Below are 21649 nucleotides of genomic sequence, written 5' to 3' on the forward strand. Positions count from 1 at the left end.
ACGTCTTACTTGATGGCGCCGAGCATGAGGCCGGATCGCATGAGCCGGCTGAGCACCCCGGCCATGACCATCATCGGAACGATGGCCACGAGGGCTGCGGCAGAAATCGACCACCATTCATCGCCGCGCTGGCTGTTCTGGCCGGCGACGAGGATCGGCAGGGTCTGCCATTTGGAATTGGTCAGGAACAGCGCGAACAGGAATTCGTTCCAGACGAAGGCGAGCGTGATCATGAAGGTGGCGATCAGGCCCGGTTTCGACATCGGCAGGACGATGCCGAAGAAGATCCGCCAGGTGGGCACGTTGTCGACCATCGCCGCTTCCTCGACCTCGATCGGCAGCGCCTCGAAGAAATCGCGCATCAGCCAGATGACGATCGGCAGCGAGAAGGCGATATAGGCAAAGGTCAGGCCGATATAGCTGTCGACCAGCTTGAAGCCGAGCTTGCCGACCTCCGTATACATCAGGTATAGAGCGAAGGCGGCGACGATCGGCGGAAACATGCGCTGGCTGACGAACCAGAAGACGATGTCCTTGTTGCCCAGCTCCGGCCCCGGCAGGCGGAAGCGGCTGGAGATCACCGCCAGCGCCAGCGCGGCGATGAAGGCATAGATCAGGGCGATACCCTGGCCGAGGCCCATGAAATTGCGACCGAGCAGGAAGCCGCCGAAGGCGACCACGACGAAGATCAGCGCCGACAGCAGGCGAAACCGGAAGGTGAAGCGCACCAGCGCATAGGCGGCCATCGAGCCGATGGCGGTCGCCGCCACCGATGCCGAGAGGCCGACGATCATCGAGGCCGTGAAGGTATCGTAGAAGCCGCCGCGCTGGCCGGAAAACAGCTCGTACCAGGCGGTCATCGTCGGCTCGAAATCGACGAAGGGAATGTAGGTGGCACCGCCGACGACGCCGATCGGCGACTTGAACGAGGTGACCGCCGCCCAGTAGAGCGGAAACAGGGTGAAGGCGAACCAGACGAGGCAGCCGGCAAGAGCAAGCCAGCGCCGGCTTCCCGTGAGTGCGCGCGCGCTCATTTGTGCTTCTCCAGATAGGGCCGCAGGATGGCGAGATAGACCATGCCGATGACGGTGATGACGATCAGGAACAGGAAGGACAGCGCCGATGTGTAACCGAGATTGAACTTCTTGAAGCCTTCCTGATAGGCGAACAGCGTCAGCGTTTCGGTCGAGATGCCCGGCCCGCCGCCGGTCATGACGAAGACGGTATCGATGATCTTGTAGCTTTCGATCAGGCGGATGAAGACGACGGCAACCGAGACCGGCAGCAGCATGGGGAAGGTGATGTCGCGGAACTGCTGCCAGGCGGAGGCATTCTCCAGCGCCGCCGCCTCATAGACGTCTTCCGGCAGGGTTTGCAGGCCGGCGAGCAGCATCAGGATGACGAAGGGCGTCCATTGCCAGACCTCGACGACGATGATCGAACCGAGCGCCCAGCTCGTCTGGGTCAGGAACGGCAGGTTGGGAAAGCCGAGGAAGGTCATGAACTCGTTGAGCGGCCCCATGGTCGGGTTCAGCACCTGGCGGGCGATCAGCGCCACCGCGACGGGCGCCACCAGCATCGGCAGCAGGAAAACGAAGCGGAACAGCCCCTCCCCCGGCACGCGCGCATTCAGCGCCAGCGCCACCGACAGGCCGATGACATATTGCAGCCCGACCGAGAGGAAGGCGATCAGCGTCGTCGTGCCGGCCACATGCCAGAAACGCGGATTGCTGAGGAGCTCGATGTAGTTTCCGAACCCGACGAAGCGCGCCGGGGTCGGCGGCACCAGCCGCATGCTCATGAAGCTGGTGGTCAGCGAATAGACGAGCGGGAAGATCGAGATGATCAGGACGATCAGCAGCGCCGGCCAGATGAAGAAATGCTTGATGGGATCGTTGCGCGTCATGCCGGTCTCCCCAAAACATCCGCCGTTTTTGCAGCCGACGAGCCGCCGCCCGGCACCGCTGCGCCGGACCGGGCCTGCCGATCCACGAAATTCCACGCAGCAGCCAGCGGGGCGAAGGCCACGCCGCCCGCGCGCTCGAACGAGCCAGACATCACGAAAATCCTCCCGGTTGCGTGCTCCCACACGCGACCCATGCGTCGCCTCTCTCAAGCGACATTAGGTAGAATAATTACAGAATTTATATCCGTCAACATATAATCCAGCGGAAAATGACGAATAAAGCCGTTAAATCTCAGAGGCTTGGCAAGAAATTTCGACACTAAGGCAGGCTTCTTGTAGTGTTCTTACAAGAAGCCTGCCGTAAGGCGTCAAACCATCAGGCATTCCCGGCCAGCAAGGCCTCGATTTCCTCGCGCCGCGGCATCGCCGGCGCAGTTCCCCGGCGGGTGACGGCGATGCCCGCCGTGGCGCAGCCGAAGCGCACCGCCTCGACCGGTTCCAACCCGCGCGCCAAGGCCGCCGAAAAGCCGCCGACGAAGGCATCGCCGGCCCCGGTCGTATCGATGACCGGGCCGCTGGCGATTGCCGGCACATGCACCGAGCGCTCACGCGTGTGATAGAGAACGCCGCGCTCGCCGAGCGTGATCAGCGCCGTGCGCGCGCCCTTGTCGAGCAGGATATCGCCGGCCCGGCGCGCCTCGTCGAGCGTGTCGAGCGGGAAGCCGACGATAGCAGCCGCCTCCGTCTCGTTCGGCACGATATAGTCGCAGAGCGGATAGAGGGCATCCGGAAAGGCTTCCGCCGGGGCCGGATTGAACACCGTCGTGACGCCGGCCGCATGGGCGATCTCCAGCGCCCGCTGCGCCGCGGCGACCGGCTGTTCAAGCTGGGTCACGAAAATCAGCGAGGATTCGATGGTGTCGCGTGCCGCCTCGACATCGTCGATGCCGATGGTGCCGGCCGCACCCGGATAGACGATGATGGCGTTTTCGCCGTTCTGGTCGTTGACATAGATGAAGGCGGCACCGGTCGGCATGTCGTCCATCTGCACGACTTTCGGCGTGACGCCGGCCTCCGCATAGGTCTTCAGCGCCATCTCGCCAAACGTGTCCTTGCCGATCTTGGAGATGAACGAGACCGGGCTGCCGGCCCGCGCCGCTGCCACCGCCTGGTTCGACCCCTTGCCGCCCGGCCCGACCGAAAAGCCGCTGCCGGTGATCGTCTCGCCGACGACCGGCATGCGTTTGGCCAGATAGGCGGTGTCCGCCACGAAAATTCCGAGAATCGATACGCCTGACTTCATCTCTTGCCTCTCCTCCCCCCTTTCGGACCCGCGTCACACCGCTTATTTCGGCGGAATGACGCCCTTGGTTACCAGGAAGCAGCCATAAAACCGGGTCTCGCCCGTGGTGATGACGCAATAGGCCTGCTTGGCCTTTTCATAGAAGGCGAAGCGCTCGATACCGTACATCGGCGCCGGCTGGCCCTCGGCGCGGTCGATGGCGCCCTGCACTTCCTTCTGCACCTCGGGCAGATCGTTCGGCGCGCCCATCACCTCCATGCGGCCGACCGAAGGCTGCAGCGGCGTATCGAGCGGCAACACCGACAGCACCGCCTCGAAGGCGCGCGCCGCCGAGACATTGTCGATGCGCAGCAGCTTGCCAAGCGTGGTCTGGCGGGCAATCGCATCCGAGGGGAAATTGGTATCGGCGATGACGAGCGTATCGCCATGGCCCATGGCGCGCAGCGCATACAGCACATCCGCATTCAAGGCGGGATCGATATTCTTGAGCATTGGTCCTCCCGGGCGTCTGCGCGCCCTCTCCTCTGTTCGTCGTCATCGGCTCGCCGGCCTCTCCAAGCCGGCGAGCCGATGTTTTTTCACTCCCCGTAGGGGATCCAGATGTTCTTGACGTCGACGGCGCGGTTCAGGAACAGGCGTCCTTCGGCGGCGGCCGGGTTCATCCAGTCGATGGCCTTGCCGTAATCGACGAAGGTGCGCTTGAGATTGCCGACCGACAGCTTTTCCACCATGGTCGACAGTTCCGCCGAGCCGAAGGCCCAGAGGGCATCGACATCGTTATGGCTTGCCAGCGTCTTGCCGAGTTCCATGGCGGAACCGGTGACGATGTTGACGACGCCGGCAGGAACGTCGGAGGTTTCGAGCACGGTATAAAAATCCGTCGCCGCCAGCGGATGCGGCTCGCTCGGCACCACCACGACGCGGTTGCCGACCGCGATCAGCGGCGCGACGCTGCTGATCAGACCCAGCAGCGGCGCTTCCGGCGGGCAGACGATGCCGACGACGCCGATGGCTTCCGGCATGGCGAGCGCCACGCCCCGCAGCGGCGGCTGATGCACTGCGCCCTCGAACTTGTCGGCCCAGGCGCCATAGGTGAACAGGCGCGAAATCGAGGCCTCGACCTCGGCGCGCGCAGCGGCAGCCGATGCGCCGGTCATCGCGGCAATGCGCTCGGCGAATTCGCCGGCCCGGCCAGAAAGATTTTCGGCGATGTAATAGAGGATCTGCGCGCGGTTATGCGTCGTGGCCGAGGTCCAGCCGGAGGCGGGTTGCGCGGCGGCAACCGCATTGCGGATATCCTTGCGGTTGCCCTCGCCGACCTCGCCCAGCACCTTGCCCTTGGGCGACAGCACGGGACGGGAATAATTGCCATCCGGCCGCGTCTGCTTGCCGCCGACATACAGCTTCGCCGTATGATCGATGGCCGGCATCGCGAAATCGCTGGTGGTCGATTTCAAGACGGGCGCGGCGGTCGCCGGGCGCGGCTTGCGGCCGAGCCAGGCCTTGGGCTTCAGATATTCATAGGCGCCTTCACGACCGCCCTCGCGGCCGAAGCCGGATTCACGCTTGCCGCCGAAACCGGCCGCGGCATCGAACAGGTTGGTGGCATTGACCCAGACGACGCCGGCGGCGAGCTTCGCCGCGACGTTCAGCGCCAGACCGATGGTCTCGCTCCAGATGCTGGCGGCAAGGCCGTAGCGCGTATGGTTGGCAAGCTGGATCGCCTCTTCCGGCGTGCGGAAGGTCATGGAGACGGCAACCGGGCCGAAAATCTCTTCCGTCGCCACGATGGAAGTCGGCTGCACCTCGGTCAGCAGCGTCGGGCGATAGAAGGAACCGCCCTTGGGCAGTTCGATCTCCGGCTGGAACAGGCTGGCGCCTTCGGCAACCCCTTGCGCGACAAGGCTTTCGATGCGGCTCAACTGCACCGGCGCGACGATGGCGGCCATGTCGATGGCCTTGTCCAGCGGCTGGCCGACGCGCAGCGTGCCCATGCGCCGCTTCAGGCGCTGGTGGAACAGCGGCGCGATGCCGGCCTGGACCAGCAGGCGCGAGCCGGCGCAGCAGACCTGGCCCTGGTTGAACCAGATGGCATCGACCACGCCTTCGACCGCGCCGTCGATATCGGCGTCATCGAAGACGATGAACGGCGACTTACCGCCCAGTTCCAGCGTCAGCGACTTGCCGGAGCCGGCGGTGCGCTCGCGGATGATGCGGCCGACATCGGTCGAGCCGGTAAACGCGATCTTGTCGACATCGCCGTGATCGACGATCAGCGCGCCTGTAGACCCGTCACCGGTGACGACGTTGAGCACGCCCGCAGGCAGGCCGGCGGCAGCGGCGAGTTCCGCAAACAAGAGCGCCGTCAGCGGCGTGAATTCGGCCGGCTTCAGCACGACGGTATTGCCCAGCGCGAGCGCCGGCGCGACTTTCCAGGCGAGCATCAGGAAAGGGAAATTCCACGGAATGACCTGGCCGACGACGCCGACCGGCACCTGATCGGCAAATTCGGTTTCCTGCAGCTGCGCCCAGCCGGCATGATAATAGAAGTGGCGAGCGGCGAGCGGCACGTCGATATCGCGCGTCTCGCGGATCGGCTTGCCATTGTCGAGCGCCTCGATGACGGCGATCAGGCGCGCATGGCGCTGGATCATGCGGGCCAGCGCATAGAGATGGCGGGCGCGGGCATGGCCGGGCAGCTTCGCCCAGGGGCCTTGCGCCTTGCGGGCGCTCGCAACCGCTGCATCGACATCGGCGGCATTGCCTTGGGCGATCTTCGCCAGCAGCGCGCCGGTTGCCGGCTCCAGCGTCTCGAAATGCTGGCCGGATTGCGGCGTGACGAAAGCGCCATTGATGAAATGGCCGAATTCGGCCTTGTGGGAGGCCAGCCACTGGCGGGCCTCGCCATCGGCTTCGGGGGCGGGTCCATAGGACATTTCGTCAAAATACCTTGCTACGGACATCTGGATCATCCTATCGCGTGACGGTTGAAGGCCGAGTAGGCGCCGGTGACGTGATGTTCGAGCTGGCGCTCGATATCGGCGAGCAGGCTCGAAGCGCCGATGCGGAACAGATCGGGCTCCAGCCATTCCCGGCCCAGTTCTTCCTTCATCAGGAACTGGTAGTTGAGAATATCCTTGGCGGTGGAAATGCCGCCGGCCGGCTTGTAGCCGATCTTGATGCCGGTGCGCTCCTCATAGGCGCGGATCATGCGCAGCATGGTCAGCGTCACCAAGAGCGTGGCGTTCACGCCTTCCTTGCCGGTGGAGGTCTTGATGAAGTCGGCGCCGGCCATCATGCAAACCAGCGAGGCGCGGGCGACGTTGCGCAGCGTCTTGAGTTCGCCGGTCGCCAGGATCGCCTTCACATGCGCTTCACCGCAGGCCTCGCGATAATCGCGCATTTCGTCATACAGCGCCTGCCAGTTGCCGGTCAGCACGTGTTCGCGGGTGATGACGATGTCGATTTCCTTCGCGCCATCGGCGATCGAAGCCTCGATCTCGCGCAGCTTGACGTCATGCGGGACGAGACCGGCCGGAAAGCCGGTGGAAACGGCCGCGACCGGAATGCCCGACCCCTCAAGCGCCTCGACGGCGGTGGAAACGAAACGGTGGTAGACGCAGACGGCGCCAGTGGTGATGGAACGGTCGCCCATGCCCATGGCATCGAGCAAATCCTGCCGCACCGGGTGACGCGCCTTGGCGCACAGGCGCTGGACGCGCTCGCGCGTGTCGTCGCCGCTCAGCGTCGTCAGGTCGATGCAGGTGACAGCCTTCAGCAGCCAGGCGGCCTGCGCATCCTTTTTCACCGTGCGCCGACCCGGCAAGGTCGCCACGCGCCGTTCGCTTGCGGAAAGATTGACGCGCTGTTCCGCCACCCAGCCGGTGTCGAGCGCCATGCCGGCATTGCGCGGCCAACCGTGATTAGCAATGCGCGCACCGTCGTCTTCGGTCGCCAGTAATGCCAATGTCGCCTCCCTGCATGCCATCGCTATCCTGCGAGCATTTGTGACTTCATGATCAGGATGATGTTACGATTTCATCATTTCATGACAAAGTCAAGCCATATGAAAAATGCCAGCGGTAGGCCTGCCGTCATTTAACCCGCTGCTCGCCTTCTTCGGTGATCAGCGACTGGAAGGCGCTCATCGGCGCGAAGAAGGCCGGCTTCTGCACGCCGATCTTGCTCCTGTCGGCCACGAGATGGCAACGCTGCGCCAAACCTATCACCTTCTGCTTGATTGGCACCTCGTGGAAATGCGCACAGGTCGCGCCGCGGGTGAAATCGATGCCGGCGGCGGAGAGCAAGGCGATGTTGATACCGAGTTGGTCCAGCGTCTCCAAGCCGGGATTGCCGGAAAAGGAGGCGGTGGAGGGATGGTACAGCCCGCCCAGCATGATCATGCGGATATCGGGTCGCCGCGCCAGGCGCTCGGCGACGTTCATGGCGCAGCAGACCACGCTGACATCGGCATTTTCCGGCAGCATTTCAACGAGATGAACCAGCGTCGTGCCACAATCGAGATAGATCGTGTCGCCGCGCGCCACATGTTTCAACGCGTGGCGGCAGGCGGCGCGCTTGGCGCTGGCATGCTGGTTCGCGGCCAGTCCCAGCTCGTAGGGCGCCTCGCCCTCGCGCTCGCCGGCCAGCATGATGTGGCCGCCGAGGAACTGGAAGGAGGCCGGATTGTTCGCCACGTCGCGGCGGATCGTCATTTCCGACACCTTCAGCAATTCCGCCGCCCGGCGCACATGCAGCACGCGATGCTCGCCCAGTGCGTCGGCCAACGCCGCAACGCGCTGGCTCTTTCGATCCGCCATTTCCCGCCTCCCTGGCTTGGGATCAGCCAATGATAAAATTGTAACAGAAATTTTCAAGAGACGCCAGATTCTTGCTATGAATCTGACATTATCTCGATAGGCAATCGAGATCGTCGTAGAGCGTCTGGCTGTGGACGTAGAGTTTTTCGAACACGGCCTGCATGGGCCGGTAGATCTCTGCCCAGGCGGGATCGGGCACGATCTCCTCGGCATAGGAGACAAAGGCATCGGCCGCATCTTCGACGCGGGAAAACTGGCCGGTGGCGGTGGCAGCCATGGCGGCGCAGCCGACGATGCCGCATTCGGCCTCCGTCGGCACAAGGATGGGGATGCCGTAGACGCTCGCCTTGATCTTCATCCAGAAGGGAGCCCGTGCGCCACCGCCGGAGGCGATGACGCGCTCGATCGGCGTGCCGGAGATACGGTCGAGGATATCGATATGGCGCTTCACCGCGAAGGCGACGCCTTCCAGCACCGCGCGATGCAGATGCGACAGCCCATGCGCCGCACCGATGCCGAAGAACTGGGCGCGGGCATTGCGATGATCGCCAAGCCGCTCGCCGGTAAGATAAGGCATGAAGAAAAGCCGCTCGGCGCCGGGCGGCGCCAGGCATGCCTTTTCGACGATCTCCTCATAGCTCGCCTGCTTCTCATGGAAAGCGCGGCGCGCCCAGCGCATGGCGTCCCCGCCGGATTCCAGCAGCATGAAGGCACCCCAATTGCCCTCGACTGTGCCGACATTCGAGACCTGCGCATCGAGCAGCGGCTTTTCTGCAATGGCGGTGATGATTGCGGAGGTGCCCATCACCTCCGAGCCGACACCTGGCCGGCACACACCGGATCCCAGCAGCGCCACCGGATAATCGCCGCCGCCGACCAGCACTGGCGTGCCCTCCTGCAACCCCGTTTCCCGCGCCGCCGTGGCAGTGACATGTCCCAGGATCTCCAGCGGATTGCGCAGCGGCGCCAGTTTTTTCCGATCGAGGGCGAGCAGGTCGATCATCATCTGCGACCAGTCGCCGGTTTGCGGATCCATCAGAAAACTCGCACCGCCATCGGTGCGGTCCATGGCGATTTCGCCGGTGAGACGCAGGTTGATGTAGTCCTTGGGCATCAGCACCGCAGCCGTGCGCGCCCACGCCTCGGGATCGGTATCGCGCAGCCATTGCAGCTTGAAACCCGGCCAGGCGGGTGCGGCGGGATTGGCGCTGTGGGCGAGATAGGTCGCCGGCCGATGTCGGCGCTCGAAGGCCTCGACATGGGCGACAGTGCGCTTGTCGTTCCACAGGGGCGCCGTCTCGCGGGCGAGCGCACCTTTATCGTCGACCAGCACCGTGCCGTGCATCTGACCGCAGGCGGAAACGGCGGCGATGCGCGAACGCGCCTGCGGCTGCCCGGTCAGCACATCGCGAATGGCGGCGACGACGCCGGTCCACCAGCCGGCCGGCCTCTGCTCCGACCAGCCGAACTGCGGAACGATCTGCTCATGCTCGCGCGCGATGATGGTCAGTACCTTGCCGCGCCGGTCGACAAGGGCGGCGCGCACGCTGCCGGTGCCGACATCGATGGTGAGAAACAGATCGCCAGCCATTCCATCCTCCGCAGTGATGCTGCTTCGAGGTCATGCCCTCCCCGGCGCGACCCCGCTCCTTATTGAGGAGCATTTCGGTCCGGTTCATGCAAGCCCCGCCGCCCTGCCCACCTGCTTTAAGCACCATATTCTTCGTTAAGGACAACAGCTGTGTCACGGCATTTCTGAACCAATTATTAAGCAAAACCGGCCATGGTGAGCGAGGCATCATCGGACAACCGATGGCCTTGCCACGCCACGACACTGGGGACGGATCTCGCCGGAAAAGGATCGTTGCCAGCGCAAGTGCCGGGGCCGAATTTTGGATTGAGGACAGGAAAAGCATGACACGGTCTTTTCGCGGGCCCGCCAGCCTTCTGGAGTCGGCACCGCCGGACGCCGGAACCTGGCCCATGACCTGGGTTCTGCTGAGCCGGGAAGTGCGTCGGCTTGCCTTGCCGATCGTCGTGCTGGCCGTTCTCGGGGGTACGCTTGGCGGCGGCGCGCGCGCGCTTTTGCCGCAGAGCTATGTCGCGACCTCCGAAGTGCTGATCGATCCGCGCGGCTTCCAGGTGTTCAAGAACGACCTGACCACAGGCCAGTACGACGCCAACGCCGCCGTCAACTATGTGGAAAGCCAAAGCCATGTGATGCTCTCGGAAAGCGTGCTGGCGCGGGCACTGACCTATGCCGCAACCGGCCAGGGCACGGCGGCGCCGGCCGCCGAAAAGCCATCCGCCACGCAGATCAACGCGCTGCGCAAGTCGATCGAGATCACCCGCGCCGAGCGTAGCTATATCCTCTCCATCTCGGTGAAGGACAAGAACCCGGACAAGGCCGCCAATCTCTCAAACGCCATCGTCACCGCCTATCTCGACGAGGATTCCGACAGCCGCCTGCGCGCCACGGAAAAACTGACCGGCGACCTGACCTCGCGCCTCGACCAGCTGCGCGCCCGGCTGGCCGAGTCCGAAATGAAGGCCGAGGAATATCGCCAGAAATTCAAGCTGTTCAGCAGCGACGACAAGCTGATCGTCGACCAGCAGCTTTCCAGCGCCGTGACCGCGCTGGCCGCCGCAGACGAGCGGCTTTCGCTCGCCCGCGTGCGCGGCGAGCAATTGCAGAGCGCCGAACCCGGCGTGATCGCCGGCCTTGCCAATCCTTCCGAACAAACCCTGCTCAACACGCTGATCAGCCGCCAGGTGGCGGCACGCGAGGAAGTGGCGAAGCTTTCACAGAAATTCGGCAGCCAGCACCCGACCCTGCGCAGCGCCCAAAGCCAGGTCGCCGAGATCGACAGCCTGCTCAATCGCGAGCTGGAGCGGGTGCGTAGCTCCGGCCAGAGCGCCCTTCGCCAGGCGATGAAGGAGCGCGACGACCTTTCCGCCACCGTCTCGCGCCTCACCGGCCAGAACGAACAGGCCCGCCGCGCCTCCATCGAACTGCGCGCGCTGGAACAGCAGATCGCCTCCGATCGCGAATTGCTCTCCTCCTTCGAGACACGCGCCCGCGAAGCCGCCGAATTCGGCAAGATCGACTCCGCCAATATCCGCATCCTCTCTAAAGCCTATCCCGCCGATATCCGCAGCGGTACGGCCGGCATGATCATGTGGGGCATCGTCGGCATGATGATGGGCGCGCTTGTCGGGCTCGGCATTGCGGCGCTCAGGGCGCTGATCGCCTATGCCCGCTACACCGCCGCGGCCAATGCCGCCGCGAAAACCGTCGCCTTCCGCCCTCAGCGGGCTGCGAACCGGGAGGAGGAGCACTATGCTCCACCGTTACGCCGCCACCGGCTTTGACATGGGTTCTCGCCGCTTGCGGCAAGGAAACCATCCATGACCGCCCGATCCTCCGCCCGCACCGTTCTTGGCTGGATCGGCTGGGCCGGCGGCGATGCCGTCGGGCGGCTGATCCTGCTCAGCGCGTCGACGATCGTGCTGTCGCGCCTGATCCCGGCGGAGGAATTTGGGATTTCCGCCATCGTGCTGACCATGTCGGCAGCCGCCGCCCTTCTGGTCGGCGCGCCCTTCGAGGAAGCGCTGGTCCAGAAGAAAGTATTGCGCGGTGCGCATTTACGCACCGCCTTCGGCTTTTCCATGCTCGTGGCGCTGGCGCTGATCGCACTGTCGCTGGTCGGTGGACCGCTGCTGGCGGGTGCCTATGCGTCTCCCGAAATGGCGATGCTGCTCCCGGTGTCGATGCTGTCGGTGGCCTTCAGCGGCCATGGCGACCTGGTGACGGCGCTGGCGCGGCGGCGCCACCGCTTCAACGATATCGCCGCCTCCAATCTCATCAGTCATGCCGTCGGGGTTCCGGTGTCCATCGCCATGGCGCTGGCTGGCGCCGGCGTCTGGTCGCTGATCGTCATGCGACTGGTAATCGTCGTGGTGCGCTCGCTCTGCCTGCAGTGGCAGTTGCGCTTTCCGCTGATGCCGCAGCTTTCGCTGTCGCATCTGGCCGCGCTCGGCCGCTTCGCCAGCATTTCCTTCCTCGACCGATTCGCAGACAATCTGAACTATCTGCTGTTCAACAATATCGTCGGCTCCTTCTTCGGGCTGAGCGCGCTCGGCCAGCTCAACATGGCGATGCGCATCGTCGAGCCGTTGCGTGGCGCCATCGTCGCCACGTCCCACAACATCGTCTTTTCGCATTTCAAGCGCGTGGCGCAGACGGCAAAGGCCGCGATTGCCGAACGCAACCGGGTGATCGCACTGCTCGCCTTCGTCACCGCCACTTCCTTTGCCGGGTTGGCGGCGATCATGCCGGCGCTGGTGCCGGTGGTTTCCGGGCCCGGCTGGGAAACGGCGACCGACATCGCCATCTGCCTGTCGCTCGGAGCGGCGGTGCTGATGCCGGCACGCCCGATCTTCACTGCGCTTTCGGCCGGAAACCGCCCGGAATTCAGCCTGGTCAGCAGCCTGACGGGGCTGGCCGTCACCTTCCTGCTACTGGTGGCGATGAAGGATTCTCCGCCCTATGTCATCGGTGCCGCGCGCCTGATCGGCGATAGCTGGCAGGCGCTGTTTGCGCTACTCGCCCCCATCGGCAAGCCCGACCGATGGAGCAGCGGCGAACGCTTGCGTCTCCTTGCCCCCGCCTGGGCGACGGCCGCCGTCATGGCGCTGGCGACAGGCGCCTTCGCGGTGACAGTGCAACCCTTCGGCAACATCCTGGCGCTCTGCGCCGCCATCCCGATTGGCGCGGCGATCCAGATCGGGTTGATGTGGCTGTTCACCCGCCCCGCTCTGCTCGGCATCTTCGATTTCCTGCGCGGCCAGCCGCTGCGTCCGGGCGAGCAGGCATGACCCGCATCCTCGTCACCGGCGGCATCGGCTTTATCGGCGCGCGCGTCACGGACGCGCTACGCCGCGCCGGCCATGACGCGCATGCTGGAACGCGCCGCGCCACGCCGCAAGCCCACGTCATCGCCTGCGACCTCGACAGGCCGGCGGAGATCGGCGCCGCGCTTGCCGGCATCGAGATCGTCGTGCATTGCGCCTATGGCGAGGAAAGCGCCATGCCGCGCCAATGCGCCGCCTTGCTGTCCGCCATGGCGACGGCCGGCGTGGCGCGACTCGTCTATTTCAGCTCCATCGCCGTCCATGGCGATGGCGAGGGGCCTCTGGACAGCTATGGCCGCGCCAAGCTGGATTGCGAAACACTGGTGCGTGATTGGGAAAAGGCTGGCGGTGAACGCCGCGCCGTCATCCTCCGCCCTGGCATCGTCTATGGTGCGGGTAGCCGGTTCTGGATCGACAAGATGGCGGAGCGTATCCGCATGGGAATCTGGGGCGATTTCGGCCCTGCCGGCGATGGCTGGGCGCATCTCGTGCATGTCGATGATATCGCCGCGCTCACCGTCACGGCCGTGGACCGCCTGCAGGATGGCGCGTCGGCAGGGAAAATCCCACCTCTCGATATCGTCGGGCCGGATCAGCCAAGCTGGAACGCCTATTTCCAGGCGCTGGCCGCTGCCCTCGGCGCTCCTGGCCTGCCGATAATCGGACCGACGCGACTGCGCTGGTGGGCGGCGCGGAGGCTGGCGGCGAAAATCTGGCGGCGCATCGGCCTGCCGGGCGGTCATCGCGCCGCCCTTGCGCCCGCGCCCGGAGAGCTCGCGCTGTTTCGCCGCCGGCTCACCCTCGATGCCGGGGCGGCGACCGCGTTTCTCGGCCTCGCACCGAAAATCACCTTGAAGGAAGGGTTGGCCCGCAGCCTTGGTCCTCAGGACACCAGGCCGGAGCCGTAAAGCTTCGGCCGGAAACGCTCGCCCCAGAACAGCTTGCCAAGCCCGCCCCAGGCCTTGGAGCGGGCGATCTCCGCCTTCTCCCGGTCGAACGACAGGAAAATGGCGGCCTTGGCGAATTCCAACGCCGCCTGCGCCGCGCCGACGCCCATCCACAGCGCGACCGAAGCCCAGCGCGGCGGCATCAGCTTGTGATGCACGAAGGTGCGGATCTGGCCGGAGAGAAACCGGCGCCGACGCACATAGGCCCAGTTCATCCGCTTTGGCGGCACCCATTCGATGACGTCGGCGCCCGGGGTCCATGCGAAGCGCCGCCCGGAATCCGCAAGCTGGCGCAGCAGCAGACTGTCTTCGCCGCCGACCTCGTTGAGAGAGGTGTCGAAGACCTCGGCCTTGGCCAGGCAGCGCCCACGATCGAAAACCGAATTGTTCGTGCCGAGCAGCGCCGAGAGATCGGTGATGTCGGCCCGGTCCGACCGCCCCAGCTGACGGGAAAAATAGGCGGCGAAGGCCGGCGTCAATTGCCCGGCTTCCGCCTTGGCGACGACCGGACCGAAGCTGGCATCGGCGCCTGTCGCCTGCAAGGTGGCGACATGGCACGCCAGCCAGCCGGGCGACGCTTCCTCGTCGTCATCCAGAAAAGCGATCCATCGACCTTGCGCGGCGCGCACGCCGGCATTGCGGGCATTGGCCACCCCAGGCACCGGTGCCAGCACATAGACGATCGGCAGGCGGTTGCGCGCGATGCAGGCATCCACGGTGCCGCGCGCCGAGCCGTCCCTGGAATTGTCGATGACGACCACCTCCATGCCGAGCCCTTCTGGCAATCTCTGCGCCGAAAGGCTGTCGAGTGCCCGCGCCAGCGGCTCCGGGCGGTTGAGGGTCGGGACGACGACCGAGATCAGCACTGGGGATTTATCCGTCATTTTAACGATCTGCCGCAGGATTTCGTAAGCATGTTCACAATACGGCAGGCCGGTAACCCGGATGTTAAACCTGTTTAGCGAATATCTGCGGCATAAGCGAAAGGAAGCCATGCCGCGCGCCCTTTCGCACGCAACAGCGCAGACAAAGTGAACCGAAAACGGACAAAGTGATGATCGAAGCCAGAGGAGCGAGCCTGACTTTCCGGGATATTCCCGGATTGGCACATGTTCCGGCGGCCCTGCATTCCTTGCTGGCGCTGCTGTTTCTGCTCTATTGCTTCATCGGCACCAATGCCTTCTCCACCACCTCCCTCACCCAGCGCCTCGAAGGCAATCCGCTCGACCGGATTGTCGTTCTCGCAATGGCGATGCTGGCGATCGTGGTGCTGGCGCTGTATTGGCGGGCCGTGCCGGGTATGGCTTTGCGCAGCCTCGGCGTGCTTGCCATCGCCGGCATTGCCGTCCTCAGCATGTTCTGGTCCGATTTTCCGGGCCTCACCCTGCGCCGCGCCATCCTCCTGGCCTGCTTTACGCTGATCACCGCTGCCTTGGCGGCTGGCGTACGTGACCTGCGCAGCGCCCACACCGCCTTTTGCTGGGGCATCACCGCCATCGTCATCCTCAACCTGATCGTCATCTTCGCCATGCCTTCGCTCGGCGTCGACGATCTCGGCGCCAAGGGCCTCTACAGCCAGAAGAACGTCGCCGGCATGGTGGGCATGGCCGCCGTGCTGGCCACCGCCACCTGGACCGCGCGCGGACATCGCGACGGCATGAACGTTCTGTTCGGCGTCGCCATGACCGCGATCGGTATTGCCTTCCTGATCCTGACCCGCAGCAAGACCTCCATCGGACTGACATTCGGGGCTCTGGCGATCCTGGGCATACTGGCATTCGCCGCGCGTAGCGGGCCGACAGTGGCGCTCGCCGTGGTGATGGCGGGCTTTCTCGGCCTGTTTGCCGGTCTGGCATTCCTCATTGCCCATGATCTGGACATGAACGCGATTACCCTCATCCTCTTCGGCGACGCCTCCTTCACCGGGCGCGACGAATTATGGGCCTTCGCGCGTAAGAGCATGTTCGAGCGGCCATGGCTGGGACATGGCTACGGTGCATTCTGGGATGTCGGGCCGGGCCGCGATCCGCTGCTGCGCCTGGAACCGGGAAGCTGGCTCGGCGACGTCGAGCTCGGCCTGATCAACCAGGCGCATAACGGTTATCTCCAGCTCGGCATCGAGCTTGGCATACCGGTGACGATTCTCGCCGTCTTCACCGTCTTGTGCCTGATCGTGCGCGGCGTCCTGCTATGCCTGCTCGCGCGCATGCCGCACGGCACGGCGGCGGGCTTCGCCTATATGACGGCGATGCTGGTTCTATTTCTGTTGCACAATTTCACCGAGGCGTCGTTGTTCATGCGCGGGATCGTGCTGTTCAACATCGTCTTGCCGATGATGTTCCTCCTGGCGCGCGGGCGCGATCTTCTGCCGTCTCCCGCCGCTCGGCCTTCCTTTTCCATGGGTAAATTGCCATGACGCTTTTATTTCCGCTCGTCGATCACCAGCCTGCGCGCGAGCGCGTCCCCTTCCTCGGCGTCCGCTTCGATCCCATCGATGAGGCCGAAGCACTGGCGGAACTGCTGGCACGCGATCCGAATGAGGATTTCGCCGCCGTGGTGACGCCGAATTCGGATCATCTGGTGCGCATCGACCGTCTCGGCGGCGAAGTCGCCCATGCCTATGACGTCGCCTGGCTGTGCCTGAACGACAGCCGCGCCGTGCGTCTGCTCGGCAAGTTCGTCGGGCTGGACCTGCCGACCGTGCCGGGCGCCAATCTGGTGCGCGACCTGTTTTCCGCTCCCGGCTTCGATCCTGCCTGGCCGGTGCTGTTCGTCGGCAGCACACCGGCCGTTTTCGAAACGATCGTGCGCGGTTTCAAGCTGAAAAACGCCATCCACTTCGATGCCCCGATGGGCCTGCTGCGCGACCGCCGGAAATTCGACGACACCGTCGCATTCATCGAGGCGCATCCGGCACGTTTCATCCTGCTCGCGGTCGGATCGCCGCAGCAGGAGTTGCTGGCGCAGCGGCTGAAGGCGCGCGGCAAGGCGAAAGGCATCGGCCTGTGCATCGGCGCGGCCATGGAATTCCTCGCCTATCCGCAGCGGCGGGCGCCCGACTGGATCTCGAAGATCGGCATGGAATGGCTTTTCCGGTTGGTGCGCGAGCCGCGCCGGCTATGGCGCCGCTATCTGGTCGACAGCCCGCAGATCGTGCGGCTGGTGTTCCGCAACCGTCTCAATCGCGGAAAATGAGCATGACCGGCCCCACCCGCATCAGCATCGTCATCTGCACCTTCAACCGGCACGACCTGTTGCGCGAGGCGCTGGAGAGCGTGGCGGCGCTGCGCAATCCCGCAAACATTCCGTTGACGCTGGTCGTGGTCGACAACAGCGACGATTCCAATGCGCTGCCGGTGATCGAGGCGATGCGCGCCCGCCTCCCCTATCCGCTGCTCGGCATCGCCGCGCATCCGGCCAATATTTCCGTCGCCCGCAATGCCGGGGCGGCTGCGGCGCCGGATGAGATCGTCGCCTTCATGGACGACGACCAGCAACTGGACCGGGATTGGCTGATCGCCGTCGCCGAAGGTCTCGCGGCCTTTCCGCATGACGTGCTGTTCGGCGCGGTCGAGCCCGTTCTGGAAGCACCCGACAAGGCCGACGCCACCGTGCTCGGCCTGTTTTCCCGCCGCCTGGCCGCACCGGCCGGAACCGATCTCTTCGCCATAGGCCCGGCGAAAACCCAGGGCATCGCACTGGCGACCAACAATTGCATCTTCCGCAAATCGACGACGCTGACGGACGCCACGCCGTTCGATCCCGCATTCGGCAATGGCGGCGGCGAGGATTACGACCTGTTCTGCCGGCTGGAGCGGCGCGGCCGGCGCTTCGGCTGGCTACCCGGCGCCAAGGCGCTGGAATTCGTGCCGGCCAAACGCTGCGATCCGGCCTATCTCGAACGGCGCTTCTATGCCGGTGGGCAGGCTTTTGCCCTTGCGGTCTCCAGGAACAGCGCCAGCCCGACACGGCAGCGCTGGCGCCTGCGACTGCGGGCGATCTTGCAACTCATCATTCTCATGCTGTCCGCGCCGCTGCAATGGCTGAAAGGCGCCGAAGCGCGCCGGCAACTGCGCTACCGACTCGCCGGCGTATTCGGGAAAATATCGTTTGCGGAACTGGAACCGATCTACAGCGCCCCGCCGCCAGGGCGCTGACGTCAGGCGCTTTCCGTCGCCATATCCTGCCGGGCGGCGACATCCGTCACCCTTGCGAAAATATCCCTGCGCAGATCGAGGCTGCTGCCGATCGTCGATTGAATGAGGCAGGTGACGTGATGCGGTTTCACCGCCGAGATGAAGGCGTCGATCGCTTCATCGCTTTCGAAATCACCGGACCAGCGGGAATGGCAGAGCGAAAAGCTTTCCGGCACAAGATGCGCCGCATCGAAACCCAGCACTTGATCGGCATAAACGCCGTAGAGAACGTATTCGGCGAAATGCGGCGTCCGGCACAAGGTCTTCAACCAATCGGAGCCGGAGATATCGGCGATGCGCTGAGTCATGCCGCGCAAAACCGAGGTTTTCCAAACCACGCAGGAGTCGATATATTCACCGCCGTAGAAGGTTTTTTCGGGCAGGCCGAGCAGTTGCCCCGCCACCTTCTGCCAAAGCGCATGGGTTTCCAGGCCAGCGGGCTGCGGATCGCGATAGAGACGCACGCGCCCGTCCGGGCAAAGATGTTCGGGTCGAAGGGGCCGGACGAAAACGGTATCGCTATCGATATGAACGACGACGTCGGCCTTGCTTTGATCGGCGGCGGCGATCTTCATGATCTGCTGCGCGATCCAACCGCGCACCGGCGGGCTGAACGGCGTGATGTAGATGTTGCGGCGCGGCAGACGCAGCAGCCGCCGCCAGCGCGGCGAAGGCATCGGCATGCGCCGAAACCACCACGGAAGGATATCCTCCTCCGCTACGAGCCGCCGGCGCGCGGAAGCCAGCGGTGCAAACAGCGGCAGGTCGGCGCGGGGCACGATCACGCGATGCTCGATGCCCTCCGGCACGAAGCGCTCCGCGCTTTCGCACATCAGGCGGCAGGCTTCGAAATCCCGCGAGAAAGAAAGGGTCACCAATTCATATGTCGTCATTTCAACCCCTTATCGCCCTGTTGCCCATGCTTCCGGTTCGATCGGTTTGCAGCTCGACGCAACAGGCGACGGTTGCGCGAACCGATCCGGATGCTGCAGCATCTCCGTGACCTCGGTGATATGCATAGCAAGCGCGGCATCCAGCTTGCACGGGCGATCCTCGTAAATAGCAGATGCTAATTCGGCGACGCCACGCATGAAATCCATGGTTGGCCGTCCCGGACCGCGCTTGAGCAGCGGTGCGCGCACCGGCTTCAGCCGCCGCCCGGACAGTTGCGGCCAGCGGCGCTCGATCAACCGACCAAGCCGGCCGGTGGCGGCGCGGCGCAGTATGACCGAGGAGCCGTAATCCCAAATTTCCGCGATATCGATTACGCCCTCTTCGCCGACGATGCGGAAGCGATGATCATAGGGCGCAACGATGGAATTCGTCACTCGCGCAACGATGCCGCCATCGAATTCCAGGCAGCCGGTGGAAAAATCGGGCGCCGGGTTTTCGAGCGGCGGCCTTGTTTTCTTGTCGGCGATCAGCAGCGTGGAATAGGCCGAGACTTGCCGCACAGGGCCGAACATGGCGATGAGCGCCCCGAGCGCATAACCGGCATGCTCATAGGTGCAACCGGTTTCGAATTCGCCGCGCGCCGGCCAGGCACGACCGCTGCGGCTGATCCAATTGGTATAATCGGCGCGATGCACCATGCCGTCGTCGAGTTCGGCATAGACGAGCCGCACACGGCCGATCGCCCCGGCGCGCACAGCCGCCCAGGCCGTCTGCACCGACTCGCCCAGGAAATTGCAAGGCGCACCGGCAAGCCGAAGGCCGGCGCGTTCGGCCAGGCCCGCAAGCTCCTGCGCCTCCTGCGCCGAAAGGCCCAGAGGCTTTTCGCTATAGACGTGTTTACCAGCGGCAAGCGCCGCGCGCGTTACGGCTGCATGATTGTGCGGATCGGTCAGGTTGAGCACGATCCGACAGGCGGGATCGGCCAGCAAAGCGTCCAGCGACGGATAGGCTGCATCCTTCCAATAACCGGAGAATGCCGACAGCCGCTCAGAATCCCGGTCATACACGCCGGTCAGGCGCAAGGCACCGCCATGCAACTGCAGGCAATAGCGATAGGAATCGGCGACGTAACCGCAGCCGACGATCGCAATTCCCATCGGTTCCTGTCTCACGCGCGACTCCAATCCGATCCCCTTTCCCCATGCCCGGTGGCCGCATAGAACCGGCGGCTTCGGGCGCGCAGCCACTTTGCGCGCAAGCCGCTACGCAAGGGTAAATGCCGGCGACGCAACAGTGGATTTCATCGAAGAAGGTAACCGAATTGTCGCGTGCTTCTCTTTTGCGTCGAATTCAGCTCCGCATATTTGCGGGACATCTATTTAATCGCTTCTAGGATCTTGGCCGATGCCCAGATGAGGGCGTATGCTGGATAAGCAGGGGTGCATATTCATTTCATTGCCGTAAGTCGCATATGCAATCCAAGGTTTCTTTTTCGTCTATTCCTATACATCCGCATTCAGGTTCGAAACCAGTCCGCTTAGCCATTTCAAAGGCGCAGGTTGACCATGAAGAAAAGAATTCGTCTCCACCAACTGCGAACGGGCATGCTCGTCACGGAACTGGAATGGAACGGTTCGGCCGGCACCGCGCCGGCGCTTCCACTGTTGATTTCCTCAACGCTGGATGTCGACCACCTGATGCGCGCTCAAGTAATCAGCGTCGTCATCGATACGCGCCGGGGCGCCGATACCGGCGGCGCGGGACGATATGCCGGCGGCTTCAGCCATGTCCAGTTCGAGACCGACCTGCTGTCGAAATTTTCCGCCCGGGAAGTGGAAAACGCGCGCCAGACCATCGAGAACACCGCGCCGCATGTGCGCAGAATGCTCTCCGACATTCGCATGGGCGCGGCGATCCAGTTCGAAGGCGCGTCTCAAACCGTCGAGAGCCTGATGGCCGCGGCCGGGCAAAATTCGGCGGCGCTGATAGGTCTGTCGCGTCTCAAGCAGCGGGACCAGGTCACCTTTCTGCACTCGATTGCCGTCAGCGCCTTGATGATCGATTTCGGCCGGTCGCTGAAACTCGACGAGGAAGCGATCCATTTGCTCGGCATTGGCGGCCTGCTGCATGATTTCGGCAAGATGCTGCTGCCGCGCGCCATCCTTAACAAGAAGGGCACGCTGACCGAGGCCGAGCGCCTGTTGGTGCGCTCCCATCCCTTACGCGGCTATGAGCTTCTGAAGCGCGCCGAAAACATGCCGCAGACCGTGCTCGACATCTGCCTCTATCACCATGAGCAATATGACGGCACAGGCTATCCGCGCGGGTTGCAGGGCGCCGATATTCCCCGGCCGGCGCGCATTGCTGCCATCTGCGACGTCTATGAGGCCATGACCACCATCCGCCCCTACAAGCGTGCCTGGACGCAATCCGAGGCAATCGGCTTCATGCTCGACTCTCCCGGCCATTTCGATCCCGAGCTGCTGCAGAATTTCGTTTCACGCATGGTCGTCGGCGGCGTGCTGGCGTGACCGGGCTTCCCCTCCTCTGCTTTCTCGCGCAATAGCGCCATCAACATCGGCGCCGGCGAAAATCGGCCACGCCCTGCCCTGCCGCTCAGGCTGCGCAAATAACCGCCGGGCGCGTGGATCCGCTCCGCGCGTTCGAGA

Annotated in this window: 18 protein-coding genes; 7 read left to right on the plus strand and 11 right to left on the minus strand. The window is 64.2% G+C overall.

The genetic code is table 11. From position 1 onward, the window contains the following. Nucleotides 1-5 precede the first annotated feature (5 nt). The 8 genes from P7F60_RS16070 to P7F60_RS16105 form a co-directional block, all read right to left on the minus strand. Nucleotides 6-1034, minus strand: coding sequence for a carbohydrate ABC transporter permease (locus tag P7F60_RS16070; protein WP_277918744.1), 1029 nt, complete (start codon nt 1032-1034; stop codon nt 6-8). After that, a complete protein-coding gene (locus P7F60_RS16075; protein WP_277918745.1) occupies nt 1031-1906 on the minus strand; it encodes a sugar ABC transporter permease in 876 nt (291 codons plus the stop codon). Before P7F60_RS16075 ends, P7F60_RS16070 begins: the two co-directional genes overlap by 4 nt. Before the next feature lie 376 nt (nt 1907-2282). After that, the gene (gene rbsK / locus P7F60_RS16080) at nt 2283-3209 is read right to left on the minus strand and encodes a ribokinase (RefSeq protein ID WP_277918746.1); all 927 of its coding nucleotides are present in this window, start codon (nt 3207-3209) and stop codon (nt 2283-2285) included. 42 nt (nt 3210-3251) lie between these two features. Continuing rightward, nucleotides 3252-3701, minus strand: coding sequence for an RbsD/FucU family protein (locus P7F60_RS16085; RefSeq protein WP_277918747.1), 450 nt, complete (start codon nt 3699-3701; stop codon nt 3252-3254). 86 nt (nt 3702-3787) lie between these two features. After that, nucleotides 3788-6172 (minus strand): aldehyde dehydrogenase family protein, encoded by a 2385-nt coding sequence (locus P7F60_RS16090; protein ID WP_277918748.1) that lies wholly within the window; start codon nt 6170-6172, stop codon nt 3788-3790. A 5-nt stretch (nt 6173-6177) separates the two neighbouring features. Next, entirely contained in the window at nt 6178-7107 is a 930-nt protein-coding gene (deoC, locus tag P7F60_RS16095) for a deoxyribose-phosphate aldolase (protein WP_277918862.1), read from the minus strand. Nucleotides 7108-7303: 196 nt separating this feature from the next. Continuing rightward, nucleotides 7304-8029: a DeoR/GlpR family DNA-binding transcription regulator gene (locus P7F60_RS16100; protein ID WP_277918749.1), complete on the minus strand. Its 726-nt coding sequence runs from the start codon at nt 8027-8029 to the stop codon at nt 7304-7306. A gap of 88 nt (nt 8030-8117) precedes the next feature. After that, a complete protein-coding gene (locus P7F60_RS16105; protein WP_277918750.1) occupies nt 8118-9620 on the minus strand; it encodes an FGGY family carbohydrate kinase in 1503 nt (500 codons plus the stop codon). A 392-nt stretch (nt 9621-10012) separates the two neighbouring features. Here P7F60_RS16105 and P7F60_RS16110 point away from each other — a divergent pair, with 392 nt between their 5' ends. Genes P7F60_RS16110 through P7F60_RS16120 form a run of 3 tightly spaced genes read left to right on the plus strand, consistent with a single transcriptional unit; the run spans nt 10013 to nt 13851 of the window. After that, nucleotides 10013-11401, plus strand: a complete 1389-nt coding sequence (locus P7F60_RS16110; protein WP_277918751.1) for a GumC family protein — start codon at nt 10013-10015, stop codon at nt 11399-11401. Between the two features lie 36 nt (nt 11402-11437). Next, nucleotides 11438-12907: an oligosaccharide flippase family protein gene (locus P7F60_RS16115; protein ID WP_277918752.1), complete on the plus strand. Its 1470-nt coding sequence runs from the start codon at nt 11438-11440 to the stop codon at nt 12905-12907. Continuing rightward, the gene (locus P7F60_RS16120; protein ID WP_277918753.1) at nt 12904-13851 is read left to right on the plus strand and encodes an NAD(P)-dependent oxidoreductase; all 948 of its coding nucleotides are present in this window, start codon (nt 12904-12906) and stop codon (nt 13849-13851) included. The genes P7F60_RS16115 and P7F60_RS16120 overlap by 4 nt, the downstream gene beginning before the upstream one ends. Here the strand turns inward: P7F60_RS16120 and P7F60_RS16125 are convergent. Further along, complete coding sequence (locus P7F60_RS16125; protein WP_277918754.1) at nt 13827-14774, minus strand: glycosyltransferase family 2 protein; 948 nt, start codon at nt 14772-14774, stop codon at nt 13827-13829. The two genes, P7F60_RS16120 and P7F60_RS16125, sit on opposite strands and share 25 nt — an antisense overlap. A 170-nt stretch (nt 14775-14944) precedes the next feature. Between P7F60_RS16125 and P7F60_RS16130 the strand changes: the two genes are divergently transcribed. The 3 genes from P7F60_RS16130 to P7F60_RS16140 are packed head-to-tail and all read left to right on the plus strand — an operon-like array spanning nt 14945 to nt 18047. Next, nucleotides 14945-16306 carry an O-antigen ligase family protein gene (locus P7F60_RS16130; protein ID WP_277918755.1) on the plus strand — a complete coding sequence of 454 codons (1362 nt, stop codon included), beginning with the start codon at nt 14945-14947 and terminating at the stop codon, nt 16304-16306. After that, nucleotides 16303-17085 (plus strand): WecB/TagA/CpsF family glycosyltransferase, encoded by a 783-nt coding sequence (locus tag P7F60_RS16135; protein WP_277918756.1) that lies wholly within the window; start codon nt 16303-16305, stop codon nt 17083-17085. The genes P7F60_RS16130 and P7F60_RS16135 overlap by 4 nt, the downstream gene beginning before the upstream one ends. A gap of 2 nt (nt 17086-17087) precedes the next feature. Continuing rightward, on the plus strand, nt 17088-18047 hold the full coding sequence (locus P7F60_RS16140) for a glycosyltransferase (RefSeq protein ID WP_277918757.1): 960 nt from the start codon (nt 17088-17090) through the stop codon (nt 18045-18047). Between the two features lie 2 nt (nt 18048-18049). Here the strand turns inward: P7F60_RS16140 and P7F60_RS16145 are convergent, their stop codons facing one another. Next, the gene (locus P7F60_RS16145; protein ID WP_277918758.1) at nt 18050-18979 is read right to left on the minus strand and encodes a DUF6492 family protein; all 930 of its coding nucleotides are present in this window, start codon (nt 18977-18979) and stop codon (nt 18050-18052) included. 9 nt (nt 18980-18988) lie between these two features. Further along, on the minus strand, nt 18989-20152 hold the full coding sequence (locus tag P7F60_RS16150) for a Gfo/Idh/MocA family oxidoreductase (protein ID WP_277918759.1): 1164 nt from the start codon (nt 20150-20152) through the stop codon (nt 18989-18991). A gap of 393 nt (nt 20153-20545) precedes the next feature. Here P7F60_RS16150 and P7F60_RS16155 point away from each other — a divergent pair, with 393 nt between their 5' ends. Further along, nucleotides 20546-21511 (plus strand): HD-GYP domain-containing protein, encoded by a 966-nt coding sequence (locus P7F60_RS16155; RefSeq protein ID WP_277918760.1) that lies wholly within the window; start codon nt 20546-20548, stop codon nt 21509-21511. Nucleotides 21512-21649 lie beyond the last annotated feature (138 nt).

This window comes from Rhizobium sp. YJ-22 (assembly GCF_029601685.1).
GTDB lineage: Bacteria > Pseudomonadota > Alphaproteobacteria > Rhizobiales > Rhizobiaceae > Metarhizobium.